We start from the raw sequence: 15,390 nt of genomic DNA, 5'->3' as shown, positions 1-15,390 counted from the left end.
TACGTGGGCTCGCCGGAGATCAGCACGTCGGTGGTCGGCGGCGGCCGCATCAAGAAGGCGGAACAGTAAGCCGGTCGGGGGAGGTTGGTAAGCTTCGGGGGAATCACGCTTCCCTCCAACTCACCACCCTCCCGCCATGAACGTCCTGCGTTTCACCGATCTTCTGTCCACCGCCGCCGGCAAGCGCGTCTTCATCCGCGCCGACCTGAACGTCCCGCAGGACGATGCCGGCAACATCACCGAAGACACCCGCATCCGCGCCTCGATCCCCTGCATCGAGATGGCGCTGAAGGCCGGCGCCGCGGTGATGGTTACCTCCCACCTGGGCCGCCCGACCGAGGGCGAGTTCAAGCCCGAGGATTCGCTGGCGCCCGTTGCGAAGCGCATGGGTGAGCTGCTGGGCCGCGAGGTGCCGGTGGTCGCCAATTGGGTAGACGGCGTGTCAGTCGAACCTGGCAGTTTGGTCGTGCTTGAGAACTGCCGCCTGAACAAGGGCGAGAAGAAGAACAACGAGGAGCTGGCGAAGAAGATGGCCGCGCTGTGCGACATCTTCGTCAACGACGCCTTCGGCACCGCCCACCGCGCCGAGGGCACGACCTACGGCATCGCGCAGTTCGCGCCGGTGGCCTGCGCCGGCCCGCTGCTGGCGGCCGAGATCGACGCCATCACCAAGGCGCTGGCCGCGCCGAAGCGCCCGCTGGTCGCCATCGTCGCCGGCTCCAAGGTCTCGACCAAGCTGACCATCCTGAAGTCGCTGTCCGCCAATGTGGACGGCCTGATCGTCGGCGGCGGCATCGCCAACACCTTCATGCTGGCGGCCGGCCTGTCCATCGGCAAGTCGCTGGCCGAGCCGGACCTGGTCGGCGAGGCCAAGGCGGTGATCGAGTCGATGAAGGCGCGCGGCGCGGCGGTGCCGATCCCGGTCGACGTGGTCACGGCGAAGAAGTTCGCGGCTGACGCGCAAGCCGTCGTCAAGGCGGCGAACGAAGTGGCCGAGGACGACCTGATCCTCGATATCGGCCCCAAGACCGCCGCCATCCTGGCTGAGCAGCTGAAGGCCGCCGGCACCATCGTCTGGAACGGCCCGGTCGGCGTGTTCGAGTTCGATGCCTTCGGCCACGGCACCGAGGCGATCGCCCGCGCCATCGCGGCGTCCAGCGCCTTCAGCATCGCCGGCGGCGGCGACACGCTGGCGGCCATCGCCAAGTACGGCATCGAGGGTGACGTCAGCTACATCTCCACCGGCGGTGGCGCCTTCCTGGAGGTGCTGGAAGGCAAGACGCTGCCGGCCTTCGAGATCCTGGCGAAGCGCGCCGCCGGCTGACGCTGATTGCCGTTGCGGGAAAGCCCCGCGCCGGGCGGTCGGTACGTATCGCTAACATCGCCGCTCCTTTTTCCGAGCAAGAGAGATGGCGATGCGACGCAGGCGATTGATCATCGGTGTTGCGGGCGCGCTGGCCCTGGCTGGCTGCGCCTCGGGCCCCGGCTTGACGGCCGCGGGCAACCTGGCCACGGACCACGTCGGCGCCGATGCCGGCCAGCTGGTCGTGGCCATCGGCAACCGGCCGGGCGGCCCGGGCACCTACTACACCAGCTACACGCTGGTGTTCCAGCGGGCGGATGCGCCGGCGGACGGGCCGGTCGGGACCTTGTCCTTCAAGCCCGGCATGTGGCCGACCGGCGACAAGCCGGACTACAAGCTGCGTGACGACGTGGGCGTCGTCCTCGTCGCGTCGCTGCCGGCGGGCAACTACCGGATCGTCGACTTCGGCGCTTCCACCATGGTCGGCAACACCGCTCAGCACTTCTCGCTGAAGGAGCGGATCGCCACACCGTTCCGCGTCGAGGCCGGCAAGCTCAGCTACCTGGGCCACTACCGCGCCAGCGGGCAGCGCGGCAAGAACATCTTCGGCATGCCGCTGCCCGCAGGCGTGCTGTGGGACATCGGCAGCCAGGCGGAGGCCGACCTGGCCCTGGCCCGCGCCCGCAACACGACGAAGTTGCTGCCCGACGTCATCGACCTGACTCCGAAGGCGGCCGACGTCGGCAGCCCGGCCTTTCGCGATCGCCAGGCCGGCTGATCTTGCTGGTCTTGCTTTTGCGCCACGGTCAAAGCTGATCGCACGAATCGGCTCGCGGGCCGTCATCAAGCGGGAGTAATCTGCGCCCTCCAAGAAGTCGAAGTTTGGAGACAGCAGATGGACCCGCTTGATACGAAGAGCCTCACACCCGCCGAGGCCGCGCTGCGCGACGCCGCGCTCGAATACCACCGCAGCCCCACCCGCGGCAAGATCTCGATCACGCCCACCAAGGCCCTGGTCAACCAGCGCGACCTGTCGCTGGCCTACTCGCCGGGCGTGGCCTACGCCTGCCTGGCCATCGAGGAGGATCCGGCGCTCGCCGCCGAGTACACCTCGCGCGCGAACCTCGTCGGCGTGATCACCAACGGCACGGCCGTGCTGGGCCTGGGCGACATCGGCCCGCTGGCCGGCAAGCCGGTGATGGAGGGCAAGGGCTGCCTGTTCAAGAAGTTCGCCGGCATCGATGTGTTCGACATCGAGCTGGCCGAGCGCGAACCGGACAAGCTCGTCGAGATCATCGCGGCGATGGAGCCCACGCTGGGCGGCGTCAACCTTGAGGACATCAAGGCGCCCGAGTGCTTCTACATCGAGAAGCAGCTGCGCGAGCGGATGAACATCCCGGTCTTCCACGACGACCAGCACGGCACCGCGATCATCAGCGCCGCTGCCTTGCTGAACGGCCTGGAGCTGGTGGGCAAGGACATCGGCAAGGTCAGGCTGGTGGCCTCCGGCGCCGGCGCGGCGGCCATTGCCTGCCTGGATGTGATGGTGGGCCTGGGCGTCAGGCGCGAGAACATCTTCGCCGTCGATTCCAAGGGCGTGATCCGCGAAGGCCGTGGCGACAAGCTTGACGAGAGCAAGCAGCGCTACTGCCAGCGCACCGACGCCCGCACGCTGGCCGAGGTGGTGGCCGGCGCCGACGTCTTCCTCGGCTGTTCGACTGCCGGCGTGCTGACGCCGGAGATGGTCAAGACGATGGCCGACAAGCCGATCATCCTGGCCCTGGCCAACCCCGAGCCCGAGATCCGTCCCGAGCTGGCCAAGGCCGCGCGGCCTGACTGCATCATCGCCACCGGCCGCTCGGACTACCCGAACCAGGTCAACAACGTCCTGTGCTTCCCCTACATCTTCCGCGGCGCGCTGGACTGCGGCGCCACCAAGATCACCGAGGCGATGAAGCTGGCCTGCGTGCGCGAGATCGCCGACCTCGCCAAGGCCGAGACCAGCGATGAAGTCGCCGCCGCCTATGCCGGCCAGGAGCTGGCTTTCGGCCCCGAGTACCTGATTCCCAAGCCCTTCGACGCGCGGCTGATCCTGCGCATCGCGCCGGCGGTGGCGAAGGCGGCGGCCGAGTCCGGCGTGGCCACGCGGCCGATCGCCGATCTCGACGCCTATCGCCATGAGCTGACCCGCTTCGTCTACCAGACGGGCATGTTCATGCGCCCGGTCTTCGCCGCGGCCAAGGCCGACCCGGCCCGCGTCATCTACGCCGAGGGCGAGGACGAGCGGGTGCTGCGCGCGGTGCAGGTGGCGCTGGACGAGGGCCTGGCCAAGCCGACGCTGATCGGCCGCCCCGACGTGATCGAGATGCGCATCAAGCGCGCCGGCCTGCGGCTGAAGCTCGGCGCCGACGTGGCCGTCATCGATCCGAACAACGACGCGCGCTTCCGCCAGTACTGGGAGGCCTATCACCGCATCATGGGCCGCGAGGGCGTGACGCCCGAGATGGCCAAGGCCATGGTGCGCCGCTCGAACACGACCATCGGCGCGCTGGCCATCGATCTCGGCGATGCGGACGCGATGATCTGCGGCCTGGTCGGGCGCTTCGACGGGCACCTCGAGCACGTGGAGGAAATCATCGGCCTGAAGGCCGGTGCGCGCTGCCTGGCCACGATGAACGGCGTCATCATGGAGAAGCAGACGCTGTTCATGACCGACACCTTCGTCAACGAGTCGCCGGATGCCGAGGAACTCGCCGCGATTGCCGCGATGGCCGCCGAGGAGCTTCGCCGCTTCGGCATGCCGCCGAAGGTGGCCTTCGTCTCGCACTCGATGTTCGGTTCCAGCAAGAGGCCCTCGGCGCTGAAGATGCGGCACGCGCACGAGCTGTTCGCGGCCGAGCACCCGGACATCGAATCCGACGGCGAGATGCACGGCGACGCGGCGCTCAGCGAATCGGTACGCCACACCTTCCTGCCCGAGAGCACGCTGAGCGGGGCGGCCAACCTGCTGGTGTTGCCGACGCTCGATTCCGCCAACATCCTGTTCAACGTGCTGAAGACCAGCGTGGGGCAGGGCGTGACGATCGGTCCCATCCTGCTGGGCGCGGCGCGGCCCGTTCACATCCTGACGCCGTCGGCCACCGTGAGGCGCATCGTCAACATGACCGCGCTTGCGGTGGCGGACGTACGCGCATCGGCGTAACGTCGAGATCCAGCGGCGTGTTTCCGTAACTCGGTGAAACCCGCTGTTGAGCGCCAATGCGTCCTATGATCTTTTTGCCTGTAACCTAATTTCATCGAGAGACAAGCCATGACCCGTGCCACCAAGATCGTCGCGACCCTCGGCCCGGCCTCGTCTTCGCCCGAAGTCCTGGAACGCATGATCCGCGCCGGCGTGGACGTGGTGCGCCTGAACTTCTCCCACGGCACCGCGCAGGACCATATCGACCGCGCCAGCATGGTCCGCTCCGCGGCCAAGGCCGCCGGCAAGCACGTGGCCATCATGGCCGACCTGCAGGGCCCGAAGATCCGCGTCGGCAAGTTCGAGAACGGCAAGATCGAGCTGATTCCCGGCATGCCCTTTTTGCTCGACGCCGACCGCACCGAGCTCGGCAACGAGGAAGTCGTGGGCCTCGACTACAAGGAACTGCCGCGCGACGTGAAGCCCGGCGACGTGCTGCTGCTCAACGACGGCCTGCTGGTGCTGACCGTGGACGTGGTGCGCGGCAGCGTCGTGCACACGACGGTCAAGATCGGCGGCATCCTGTCCAACAACAAGGGCATCAACAAGCAGGGCGGCGGCCTCACCGCCCCGGCGCTGACCGCCAAGGACATGGAAGACATCAAGACCGCGATGTCCTTCCAGTGCGAGTACCTGGCGATCAGCTTCCCGAAGAACTCCACCGACATGGAAATGGCCCGCCAGCTCGCCAACGTGGCCGGCGAGCCCTACCGCCACAAGCCCGCGCTGATCGCCAAGATCGAGCGCGTGGAGGCCATCCCGAACCTCGAGAACATCCTGCGCGCCAGCGACGGCATCATGGTCGCCCGCGGCGACCTGGCCATCGAGGTGGGCAACGCCGCGGTGCCGGCGCTGCAGAAGCGCATGATCAAGATGGCCCGCGAGATGGACAAGGTCTCCATCACCGCCACGCAGATGATGGAGTCGATGATCGTCAACCCGGTGCCCACCCGCGCCGAGGTCAGCGACGTGGCCAACGCCGTACTGGACGGCACCGACGCGGTGATGCTCAGCGCCGAGACCGCGGCCGGCAAGTACCCGGTGGAGACCATCGAGCAGATGGCTGCCATCGCACTGGAAGCCGAGCGCGCCGAGATCAGCACGCTGGACACCGACTTCACCGGCCGCCAGTTCGGCCGCATCGACCAGTCGATCGCGATGGGCGCGCTGTTCACCGCGCACCACCTGGGCTGCAAGGCCATCGTCGCGCTGACCGAGTCGGGCTCCACCGCGCTGTGGATGAGCCGTCACCAGATCAAGGTGCCGATCATCGCGCTGACCAGCAAGGAGGTCAGCCTGCGCCGCATGTGCCTGTACCGCAACGTGTACCCGATGCTGATGCCCAACTTCGACGACCGCGACGCGGCGCTCGAGGCGGCCGAGCGCCTGCTGGTGCAGCAGGACATGCTGCGCCCCGGCGACACCTATGCGATCACCTGCGGCGAGCCGATGGGCTACCCCGGCGGCACCAATATGCTGAAGGTCTGCCGGGTGGGCTAGGCCTGCCCCTGGGCGCTGCGCACCAGCGCAGCGACCCGCGGCGTCATGTTCGTTGCCAGCAATTGCACGTCCCCGTGCTTGTTTGCGAAGACGCGGAACAACTCGTCGGTGAAAGCGTGGCCCACGTCCTCGACGCCATCGAAGTCGAGCTCCGCGCTACGGAAGGTCTCCAGCCGCGCCGCAACCCGGCGCGCTTGTGCCCGGGAATCCAGAGGCTGGCCCGGGCCGGCCAGCATGCGCAGCGCGATGACCGTGCGGTCGAAGGCGATGCCGCTGCCGTCGATGCTCCAGGCGCCCAGCACCTGATCCAGCGTCCGGGTAGTGTCCAGCGCGATGGCCATGTAGATCGAGCTGCCCTGGCGCGGCAGCGGGTTGCCCGCCTGCTTCCAGCCGCCGGACTCCCAGGCCCTGCGCTGAAATGCCGTGTTGTTGGCGTGGATGTCGAACACGTCCGCCAGCTGCGCGCTGAAGAACAGCCCGCGGCCGGTGTGGGCCTCGGGCTGGCTGGTGAGGCGGCCCTTGCTGAGCTCCAGCATCGCGTGCTGCGCATCCGGCAGGCGGAAGGCTTCGCAGATCCTGTCGAACACGCCGCAGCCGTCGTCGGAGACCAGCAGCTGCGCATGGCTGGGCGTCTGCCGCAGCGAGACGGTGACGCTGGTGCCGCCGCTGTGGTCCGCCGCGTTGTTCACCAGCTCGGTGAAGGCATGCTGCACCATGCGCAGCACCGCGGACGGCAGCTCGAAATGCGGGGCGAAATCGCGCTGCCAGGGGATGTCCTCCTGCAGGCCGTGCAGCGTGTAGCTGCGCGCCACCTGGCGCAGCCGGCCGGGCCCGTAGACCGGGCGGCGCGCGGTGCCGGAGCGTGCCAGCCAGCCTGCATCGACCAGCCGGCGCAGCGCGGCCTGGCAGGCGCGCCGGCTGGCGCCAGTGCGCTCTTCCATATGGTCGGCCAGGTCGTGCGAGTGCTCGCTCGCGGCTGCGCTGATCCACAGCGTTAGGTGATCGAACGCGAGGCGTGTCATGGGGGTCAGAGCCTACTGGCTGGGGCAGGGCCGCGCAATGGCGCTAGCCTGGGGCCGACTAGAATCCGGCCCAGTTACAGCGGGGTTACATGACCTGCGTCGTGCGCATAGCGGCGTTTTCGGCGTTAGGCTTCCCGCTGAGAAATCGATCAAGCATTCCCAACTTCCCTGGAGACTTCCATGGCTCTCGTCTCGATGCGTCAACTGCTGGACCACGCCGCCGAACACGGCTACGGCATCCCGGCCTTCAACGTCAACAACCTCGAACAGGTGCAGGCGGTGATGGCCGCCGCCGACGAGGTCGGTGCGCCGGTGATCCTGCAGGCCTCGGCCGGCGCCCGCAAGTACGCCGGCGAATCCTTCATCAAGCACCTGATCCAGGCGGCCGTCGAGGCCTACCCGCACATCCCGCTGGTGATGCACCAGGACCACGGCACCTCGCCCAAGGTCTGCGAGGGCGCGATCTCGCTGGGCTTCGGCTCGGTGATGATGGACGGCTCGCTGATGGAGGACGGCAAGACCCCGGCCTCCTTCGACTACAACATGGACGTGACCCGCCGTGTCGTCGAGATGTCGCACAAGGTCGGCGTCACCGTCGAGGGCGAGCTGGGCTGCCTGGGCAACCTCGAGACCGGCGAGGCCGGCGAGGAAGACGGCATCGGCGCCGAGGGCAAGCTGGACCACAGCCAGATGCTGACCGATCCGGAAGAGGCTGCCGTCTTCGTCAAGGCCACGCAGCTCGACGCGCTGGCCATCGCCATCGGCACCAGCCACGGCGCCTACAAGTTCTCGCGCAAGCCCACCGGCGACATCCTCGCCATCGGCCGCGTCAAGGAAATCCACAAGCGCATCCCGAACACCCACCTGGTGATGCACGGCTCGTCGAGCGTGCCACAGGAGCTGCTGGCCATCATCAACCAGTACGGCGGCAAGATGAAGGAGACCTTCGGCGTGCCGGTCGAGGAGATCCAGGAAGCGATCAAGCACGGCGTGCGCAAGATCAATATCGACACCGACATCCGCCTGGCGATGACCGGCGCGGTTCGCAAGTTCCTGGCCGAGAACCCGGACAAGTTCGATGCCCGCGAATGGCTCAAGCCCGCGCGTGAAGCGGCCAAGCTGGTCTGCCGCCAGCGCTACATCGAGTTCGGCTGCGAAGGCCAGGCCGGCAAGATCAAGCCGCGCTCGCTGGTGGACGTGGCCGCCTCGTATGCGCGCGGCGAGCTGGCGCAACTGGTCCAGTGATGTCGTGATCTAGGCGAAAATACTTCCCCAGTCTGCGGGCCCGCCGAAGCTGCTTCGGCGGGCCTTTCGCTTTACTCTGCCCTTCCGCCGGAACCCATCATGACCGCCTCCGCCCTGCTTGAATCCTCGATCACCTCGCTCCCGCTGCTGGCCCGCGGCAAGGTGCGCGAGAACTACGCCGTCGGCGAGGACCGCATCCTGATGATCGCCAGCGACCGCCTCTCCGCCTTCGACGTGATCATGGGCGAGCCCATCCCCGGCAAGGGCGCGCTGCTGACGCAGATGGCGCTGTTCTGGTTCGACAAGCTGCAGGGCATCGTCCCCAACCACCTCACCGGCGATGACCCGCTGTCGGTCGTCAGCGAGGCCGAGAAAGCCCAGGTGAAGGACCGCTCGATGCTGGTCAAGCGCCTGAAGCCGCTGCCGGTGGAGGCGGTGGTGCGCGGCTATCTCGCCGGCAGCGGCTGGGCCGAGTACCAGAAGAACGGCGAGGTCTGCGGCGTCAAGCTGCCCGCCGGCCTGCAGAACGCCAGCAAGCTGCCCGAGCCGATCTTCACGCCCGCCACCAAGGCCGAGATGGGCGACCACGACGAGAACATCTCCTTCGACAAGATGGTCGCCGTCATCGGCGCGGATCTCGCCACCCGCGTGCGTGACATCTCGATCGAGCTCTACAAGCGCGCCGCCGACTACGCGCTCACCAAGGGCATCATCATTGCCGACACGAAGTTCGAGTTCGGCCTCGATGCCGACGGCACGCTGACGCTGATGGACGAGGTGCTGACGCCCGACTCCTCGCGCTACTGGCCGGTCGAGAGCTATGCGGTGGGCATCAACCCGCCCAGCTACGACAAGCAGTTCGTGCGCGACTGGCTGGAGCAGGCCCGCGTCGACGGCAAGCCCTGGGGCAAGACGGCCCCGGCACCGGCCCTGCCGGACGAGGTGATCGCCAAGACCGCGGCCAAATACCAGGAGGCGCTGCAGCGGCTGACCCGCTGACGCGCCTCTTTTCCACTCACTCCAGCAGTACCGGAGCAGCAGCAAGATGGCGACGACCCAGACGACGAGGATCCGGTCGCGCCTGCTGCAAAGGCTGGAGCAGGAGATCGCCGCCGCCGGCAGCCCGTTGCGCGCCGCACCGCTGGCGGCCCGGCGCGCGATCCTGCTGATCCGCCATGGCGAGTCCGCCGCCGCGCGGGCGCAGCTGACCGAGCTGCACCAGCTCGGCTTCTCGCACCCGCAGTCCGGCATTGCCGGCTGGCTGCAGCTGGCCGAAGGCTTGATGAGCTTCTATGCCGACTTGGGCGACGGCGGCTTCGACAAGCTGCAGCGCGCCGAGGCCCTGGCCCGCGCCGCCCGCCAGCCCGAGCTGGAAGCGCTGGCCTGCGCCTGGCTGGCGATGCTCAGCTACTTGCGCCAGGACATCGAGGCCGTGGCCCGCCACGCCCGCCGCTGCCTCGACATCGCTGCGCCCGACGACCACGCTTCCCGCGGGCGGCTGGCCATCGCCTTGGCCCTGGCTCATGACGAATGCGACCAGCCGGCCCAGCCCTGGTACGCCAATGCCCGCCGGCACGCGATGCAGGATGGCGACGACGCGGCCCTCTCGGCGCTGATGTTCAACATGGCCGCGATGCGCGCCAGCCGGGCGCGCTACGGCGTGCTGTCCGGCGGCCTGGTCGGCAGTGGCGTTCCGATGGCGCTGATGGCCGGCGCCCAGTCGGCCCAGCACTACGACCGCGCGATCGGCGTCGCCGTCAAGGACGGCCTGACGCCGCTGGTGCAGGCCCAGGTGCTGGCGATCAACGGGGACCACGCCGGCGCGCAGGCCCTGTATGAGCAGCATCTGCCCGAGGCGATGTCGCAGGGCCTGGCCCGGCTCAACAGCGTCTATCTGTCGGACCTGGCCTGGTGCCGCATCAAGACCGGCCAGAAGGCGCAGGCGCTCCAGCAGGCGCAGCGGGCCGAGCTGGAGATCGACCCGGCCTGCCATCTGAACGATCGCGCCGCCACCCATGCGCGGCTGGCGCAGGTCTATGCGGAACTGAACCAGCAGGGCGCGTCGACGCGCCATGCGGAGGAGGCCGAGCGCCTCTGGCAGGCGGTCGCCGCACAGCAGCAGCGCTGGGCGCAGCTGCTGGCCGAGAACGGGCTCTCCAGCCCGCCCTGATCAGAACAGCGCCATCGACAGCTTGCGTCGGTACTGGTCGATCACCGGATCGCCGGCGGGCACGGCGGCCTTGCCGGTCACTTCCAGCTTGCCCTTGGTCTCGGCGCCGGCCTGCGGCTTCGGGGCGGGCTTGGTCAGCAGCTCCAGGATCGCCACGTAGAGCTTGCGCGCGGCCTCGCCGTTCCAGGCCTTGTCGCGCATGATGATCTCCAGCAGCTCGTCCATCGCGGCGGTGAACTGCTGGCGGGCGAGCAGGCCCTGGGCCAGCGTGTAGCGGGCGTCGAAGTCGCGCTTGTTGGCGGCGATGGCGGCCTGCAGCGTGGCCGGGTCGAAGCCGCTGGCGGTGCGCTCGGCGGCGCTCAGCCAGGCGGCGAGCGCGGCGAAGCGGGCATGCGGCGTGATCGTGTCGGCGGCCTTGGCAGCCACCGGCTCGAAGGCCGCGCGGGCGTCCTGCAGCAGGCCCAGCTCGATCAGCGCCTTGACGTAGTCGAAGCGTGCGGCCTCGTTGGACGGGTCGGCCTCGACGGCGCTCGCCAGCTTGGCCAGCGCGGCTTCCAGGTCGCCGGAGGCGGCGAGGTCCTCGGCCTCGGCCACGTCCTCGGCCGCTTCCAGCATCTCGCCGCTGGGCACGTGCTTGTCCAGGAACTCGCGGATCTGCGCCTCGGGGATCGCGCCGACGAAGCCGTCCACCGGCTGGCCGCCGGCGAACATCACGCAGAAGGGAATGCTGCGCACGCCGAACATCTGGCTCAGCTGGGTGGCGATCTCGGGCACCTCGTCGCTGTTGAGCTTGGCGAGGATGAAGCGGCCGCCGTAGGCTGCCTCGAGCTTCTCAAGGGCCGGACCCAGCTGGCGGCAGGGGCCGCACCAGGGGGCCCAGATGTCCAGCAGCACGGGTGTGTTCAGCGAGGCCTGGATCAGTTCGGCCTCGAAATTCTGCAGGGTGATGTCGATCATGGGTCTGTGGCGCTGGAGGTCTGAAAGGGGAGGTGGCGCCGGCAGCCTACAATTCAAGGCTTTTCCAGCCCATGGAGCGGCCCCGAAACGAGCCGTACAGGACTTGCCAACCGAAGCAGCAGCATCCCCCGTGGTGGGCGTAGTGATGGGTTCCAGCAGCGACTGGGACACCATGAAGCACGCCGCCGACATTCTCGCCGAGTTCGGCATCGCCTTCGAGGCCAAGGTCGTCTCCGCGCACCGGATGCCCGACGAGATGTTCCGTTATGCCGAGGCCGCGGTCGGCCGCGGCCTGAAGGCCATCATCGCCGGCGCGGGCGGCGCCGCCCACCTGCCGGGCATGATCGCCGCCAAGACCACGGTGCCCGTGCTGGGCGTGCCGGTGGCCAGCCGCCACCTGCAGGGCGTCGATTCCCTGCATTCGATCGTCCAGATGCCCAAGGGCATCCCGGTGGCGACCTTCGCGATCGGCACCGCCGGCGCCGGCAATGCGGCGCTGTTCGCCGTGGCCATGCTGGCCAACGAGGATGCGGCGCTGCGCGCGAAGCTGGATGCCTTCCGCGCCCGCCAGACCGAGCATGCCGCCGGCATGACCAAGGACCTGGTCTGATGGGTGGTCCCTTGCTTCCCGGCCAGGCAACGCTGGGCGTGATGGGCGGCGGCCAGCTGGGCCGGATGTTCGTCCATGCCGCTCAGGCTCAGGGTTATCGCACCGCGGTGCTGGACCCCGATCCGCAGAGCCCCGCCGGCCTGGTGGCCCATGTCCACGTGCAGGCCGACTACCTGGATGCCGCCGGCCTCGCGCGCCTGGCCGAAGCCAGCGACGCCATCACCACCGAATTCGAGAACGTGCCGGCCCAGGCGCTGGCGACGCTGGCCGCGACCCGCTTCGTCGCGCCCGCAGGCGCCGCCGTGGCGATCTGCCAGGACCGCGCCGACGAGAAGGCCCACTTCGCCGCCAGCGGCGTGGCCTGCGCCCCGCACGCGGTGATCCGCAATGCCGCGGACCTCGCCGCCGTGCCCGACGACCTGCTGCCCGGCATCCTCAAGACCGCCCGCCTCGGCTACGACGGCAAGGGCCAGCAGCGCGTCAAGACCCGCGTCGAGCTCGAAGCCGCCTGGGCCGCGCTGAAGGGCGTGCCCTGCGTGCTGGAGCAGATGCTGCCGCTGAAGCTGGAGCTGAGCGTGATCGTCGCGCGCGGCGCCGACGGCCAGGTCGTGCAGTTCCCGGTCCAGCAGAACCTGCATCGCGACGGCATCCTGGCCGTGACCGAAGTACCCGCGCCCGACGTGCCGGCCGCGCTGCAGGCCGAGGCCAGCGCCTCCGCCGCGCGCATCGCCGCGTCGATGGACTACGTCGGCGTGCTCTGCGTCGAGTTCTTCCTGCTGCAGGACGGCCGCCTCGTCGTCAACGAGATGGCGCCGCGCCCGCACAACTCCGGCCACTACACGATGGACGCCTGCGACATCTCGCAGTTCGACCTGCAGGTCCGTGCGATGGCCCGGCTGCCGCTGCGCACGCCGCGCCTGCATTCGCCGGCGCTGATGCTGAACCTGCTGGGCGACCTGTGGTTCGACACTGCCGATGGCCGCGAGCGCACGCCCGCCTGGGATCAGGTGCTGGCGCTGCCCGGCACCTATCTGCACCTGTACGGCAAGAGCGAGGCGCGCCGGGGCCGCAAGATGGGCCACCTGAACATCACGGCCGCCACCGCCGCGGAAGCCCGCACGCTGGCCGCGCAGGCGGCGGCGATCCTCGGCCTGCCCGCATAAACGGATCACGATGCTTCTCGACGGACAGGATCCCGCCTCGATCGCCACCGCCGCGCGCACGCTGGCGGCGGGCGAACTGGTGGCGATGCCGACCGAGACCGTCTACGGCCTCGGCGCCCGCGCTGACCAGGACGATGCCGTCGCCAAGATCTTCGCCGCCAAGGGCCGGCCGGCCGACCACCCGCTGATCGTCCATGTGCTCGATGCCCAGGATGCCGCCCGCTTCACGGCCGGCGGGGCCCTGCCCGAGCCGGCCCGCAAGCTGATGGCCGCCTTCTGGCCCGGTCCGATGACGGTGATCGTGCCGCGCGCACCGGGCATGGCCGCCGCGGCGGCCGGCGGGCAGGACAGCGTCGGCCTGCGCTGCCCGGCCCATCCGGTCGCCCGCGCGCTGCTGCGCGAGGCGCGCGCCCTGGGCGTGATCGGTGTTGCCGCGCCCAGCGCCAACCGCTTCGGCCGCGTCAGCCCGACCCAGGCCCGCCATGTGGTCGATGAATTCGAGCCCGGCCTGGTGGTGCTGGACGGCGGCGACTGCGAGGTCGGCATCGAGTCCAGCATCGTCGACTGCAGCCGCGGCCGGCCGGTGCTGCTGCGGCCCGGCGTGCTGACGCCGGCGCAGATCGAGGCCGCGCTGGGCGAGCCGCTGCAGGCGCCTGACGCCTCGGCCCCCCGCGCCTCCGGCACGCTGGCGGCGCACTACGCCCCGCGGGCCGTGGTGCGCCTGGTGGAGACACAGGCGATTGCAGAGCTGTCGGGCGCGAAACAATCGAGCCCGACGCTGGCGGTATATTCCCGCACTGCCGCGCCGGCCGGTCTGGCGCTGGCGCGCCGCATGCCCGAGGACGCGCGTGCCGCCGCGCACGAGCTGTTCGCGGTGCTGCGCGACCTGGATGCCGCCGGTGCCGGCGAGATCTGGATCGAGCGGCCGCCGGCGGGCGACGCGTGGGACGGGGTGCGCGACCGCCTCTCCCGCGCCGCCGCGGCGTTCCCTGCGAATGATGAAGAAGATGAAGATGGCGATCGCTGATCCGATCGCCTGTCCTATGTGTCTGGAGTGTTCATGAAGAGTCTGCGTGGCGCGAGCCGCTTGCTGTTGGCCTCGGCCCTGTCCCTCCTGCTGGCCGCCTGCGGTGGTGGCGGCGGGCAGATCCAGCCGTTCGCGCCCTCGCGCATCATCGTGTTCGGCGACGAGACCAGCGCCATCACCACCAGCGGCCAGAAGTACGGCGTCAACGGCCTCGATTCGGTGACCAACCTGCTGTCCTGCGGCGTCGACCCGAACTGGGTGCAGACGCTGGCCAGCACCTTCTCGCTGTCCTTTCCGCAGTGCAACCCGGACAAGCTGGCCACGCCGCAGGGCATCATGTACGCCGCCGCGGGTGCCCACGTCGACGACGTGATCACCCAGATCGACCGCCACTTCACGGTGAGCAACTTCGGCGAGAAGGACCTGGTCACCGTGCTGGTCGGTACCAACGACGTGCTCGACCTGTACAAGCAGTACCCGGCGCAGAGCCAGGACTCGCTGGTCGAGCAGGCCAAGCTGCTGGGCCAGGCCGTGGGCGACCAGGTCAACCGCATCGCCACCGCCGGCGGCCGGGTGATCGTGTCCACGCTGCCCGACCTCGGCGTCACGCCCTATGCGCTGAAGGAGCAGGCCACCAAGTTCGATATCGATCGCGCCAAGCTGCTGAGCACGCTGAGCAACGCCTTCAACGTCGCGATGCGCCTGGAACTGATCAACGACGGGCGCATGATCGGCCTGATCCTGCTGGACGAGTCCGTGCAGACGGCGGCGCGCTACCCCTCGGCCTATTCGCTGGCCAACGTGACCGATCCGGCCTGCCTCACCACCGTCAGCGCGCTCAACTGCACCGAGCAGACCCTGGTCTCCGGCGCCACGGGCCAGACCTACCTGTGGGCGACCGACACGCTGCTGAGCCCGATCGGGCAGTCGCGCCTCGGTTCGCTCGCCCAGACGCGCGCGAAGAACAACCCCTTCTGACGCCGTTCGGGCCGGACATGGCGGTCCCGGCCGCTAAACTGACCCGACGATGACCCGACTCCTGGCGTTCGACAGCTCCACCGAGGCGATGGCCCTGGCCTTCGTCGCGGCGGACGGCAGCGTCCTGGCCGTCGATGCCGAAGGCGGCGCCCAGGCCTCCGCGCGCCTGGTGCC

General features: G+C 69.2%; 13 protein-coding genes. 11 read left to right on the top strand and 2 right to left on the bottom strand.

Annotated elements, in window-relative coordinates:
* Positions 1-136: 136 nt before the first annotated feature.
* The 4 genes from B0W88_RS21710 to pyk all read left to right on the top strand — a co-directional run bounded on the left by B0W88_RS21710 (position 137) and on the right by pyk (position 6,044).
* On the top strand, positions 137-1,324 hold the full coding sequence (locus tag B0W88_RS21710) for a phosphoglycerate kinase (protein ID WP_077036718.1): 1,188 nt from the start codon (positions 137-139) through the stop codon (positions 1,322-1,324).
* A 91-nt stretch (positions 1,325-1,415) separates the two neighbouring features.
* Positions 1,416-2,081 carry a hypothetical protein gene (locus B0W88_RS21705; protein ID WP_144006880.1) on the top strand — a complete coding sequence of 222 codons (666 nt, stop codon included), beginning with the start codon at positions 1,416-1,418 and terminating at the stop codon, positions 2,079-2,081.
* Positions 2,082-2,198: 117 nt separating this feature from the next.
* Positions 2,199-4,505: an NADP-dependent malic enzyme gene (locus B0W88_RS21700; RefSeq protein ID WP_077036716.1), complete on the top strand. Its 2,307-nt coding sequence runs from the start codon at positions 2,199-2,201 to the stop codon at positions 4,503-4,505.
* A gap of 108 nt (positions 4,506-4,613) precedes the next feature.
* Positions 4,614-6,044, top strand: coding sequence for a pyruvate kinase (pyk, locus tag B0W88_RS21695; RefSeq protein ID WP_077036715.1), 1,431 nt, complete (start codon positions 4,614-4,616; stop codon positions 6,042-6,044).
* Here pyk and B0W88_RS21690 read toward each other — a convergent pair.
* Positions 6,041-7,066 (bottom strand): STAS-like domain-containing protein, encoded by a 1,026-nt coding sequence (locus B0W88_RS21690; RefSeq protein ID WP_077036714.1) that lies wholly within the window; start codon positions 7,064-7,066, stop codon positions 6,041-6,043. The two genes, pyk and B0W88_RS21690, sit on opposite strands and share 4 nt — an antisense overlap.
* Positions 7,067-7,246: 180 nt before the next feature.
* On the opposite strand from B0W88_RS21690, the gene fba reads away from it, so the two are divergent.
* The 3 genes from fba to B0W88_RS21675 all read left to right on the top strand — a co-directional run bounded on the left by fba (position 7,247) and on the right by B0W88_RS21675 (position 10,481).
* On the top strand, positions 7,247-8,311 hold the full coding sequence (gene fba / locus B0W88_RS21685; protein ID WP_077036713.1) for a class II fructose-bisphosphate aldolase: 1,065 nt from the start codon (positions 7,247-7,249) through the stop codon (positions 8,309-8,311).
* A gap of 99 nt (positions 8,312-8,410) precedes the next feature.
* Complete coding sequence (locus B0W88_RS21680; protein WP_077036712.1) at positions 8,411-9,310, top strand: phosphoribosylaminoimidazolesuccinocarboxamide synthase; 900 nt, start codon at positions 8,411-8,413, stop codon at positions 9,308-9,310.
* A gap of 46 nt (positions 9,311-9,356) precedes the next feature.
* Positions 9,357-10,481: a hypothetical protein gene (locus tag B0W88_RS21675; RefSeq protein ID WP_077036711.1), complete on the top strand. Its 1,125-nt coding sequence runs from the start codon at positions 9,357-9,359 to the stop codon at positions 10,479-10,481.
* Here B0W88_RS21675 and B0W88_RS21670 read toward each other — a convergent pair whose 3' ends face one another.
* Positions 10,482-11,438: a tetratricopeptide repeat protein gene (locus tag B0W88_RS21670; RefSeq protein WP_077036710.1), complete on the bottom strand. Its 957-nt coding sequence runs from the start codon at positions 11,436-11,438 to the stop codon at positions 10,482-10,484. It abuts the gene before it with no gap.
* Positions 11,439-11,583: 145 nt separating this feature from the next.
* Between B0W88_RS21670 and purE the strand changes: the two genes are divergently transcribed.
* The 4 genes from purE to B0W88_RS21650 are packed head-to-tail and all read left to right on the top strand — an operon-like array spanning position 11,584 to position 15,216.
* Positions 11,584-12,048: a 5-(carboxyamino)imidazole ribonucleotide mutase gene (gene purE / locus B0W88_RS21665; protein WP_077036709.1), complete on the top strand. Its 465-nt coding sequence runs from the start codon at positions 11,584-11,586 to the stop codon at positions 12,046-12,048.
* Entirely contained in the window at positions 12,048-13,211 is a 1,164-nt protein-coding gene (locus B0W88_RS21660) for a 5-(carboxyamino)imidazole ribonucleotide synthase (RefSeq protein ID WP_077036708.1), read from the top strand. Before purE ends, B0W88_RS21660 begins: the two co-directional genes overlap by 1 nt.
* 10 nt (positions 13,212-13,221) lie before the next feature.
* Positions 13,222-14,238 (top strand): L-threonylcarbamoyladenylate synthase, encoded by a 1,017-nt coding sequence (locus tag B0W88_RS21655; RefSeq protein ID WP_077036707.1) that lies wholly within the window; start codon positions 13,222-13,224, stop codon positions 14,236-14,238.
* Between the two features lie 33 nt (positions 14,239-14,271).
* Positions 14,272-15,216: an SGNH/GDSL hydrolase family protein gene (locus B0W88_RS21650; RefSeq protein ID WP_077036706.1), complete on the top strand. Its 945-nt coding sequence runs from the start codon at positions 14,272-14,274 to the stop codon at positions 15,214-15,216.
* The last annotated feature ends 174 nt before the right edge of the window (positions 15,217-15,390 follow it).

This window comes from Pelomonas sp. KK5, from assembly GCF_001984095.1.
Classification (GTDB): Bacteria; Pseudomonadota; Gammaproteobacteria; order Burkholderiales; family Burkholderiaceae_C; genus KK5.
This window is presented reverse-complemented; position numbering and strand designations above follow the sequence as displayed.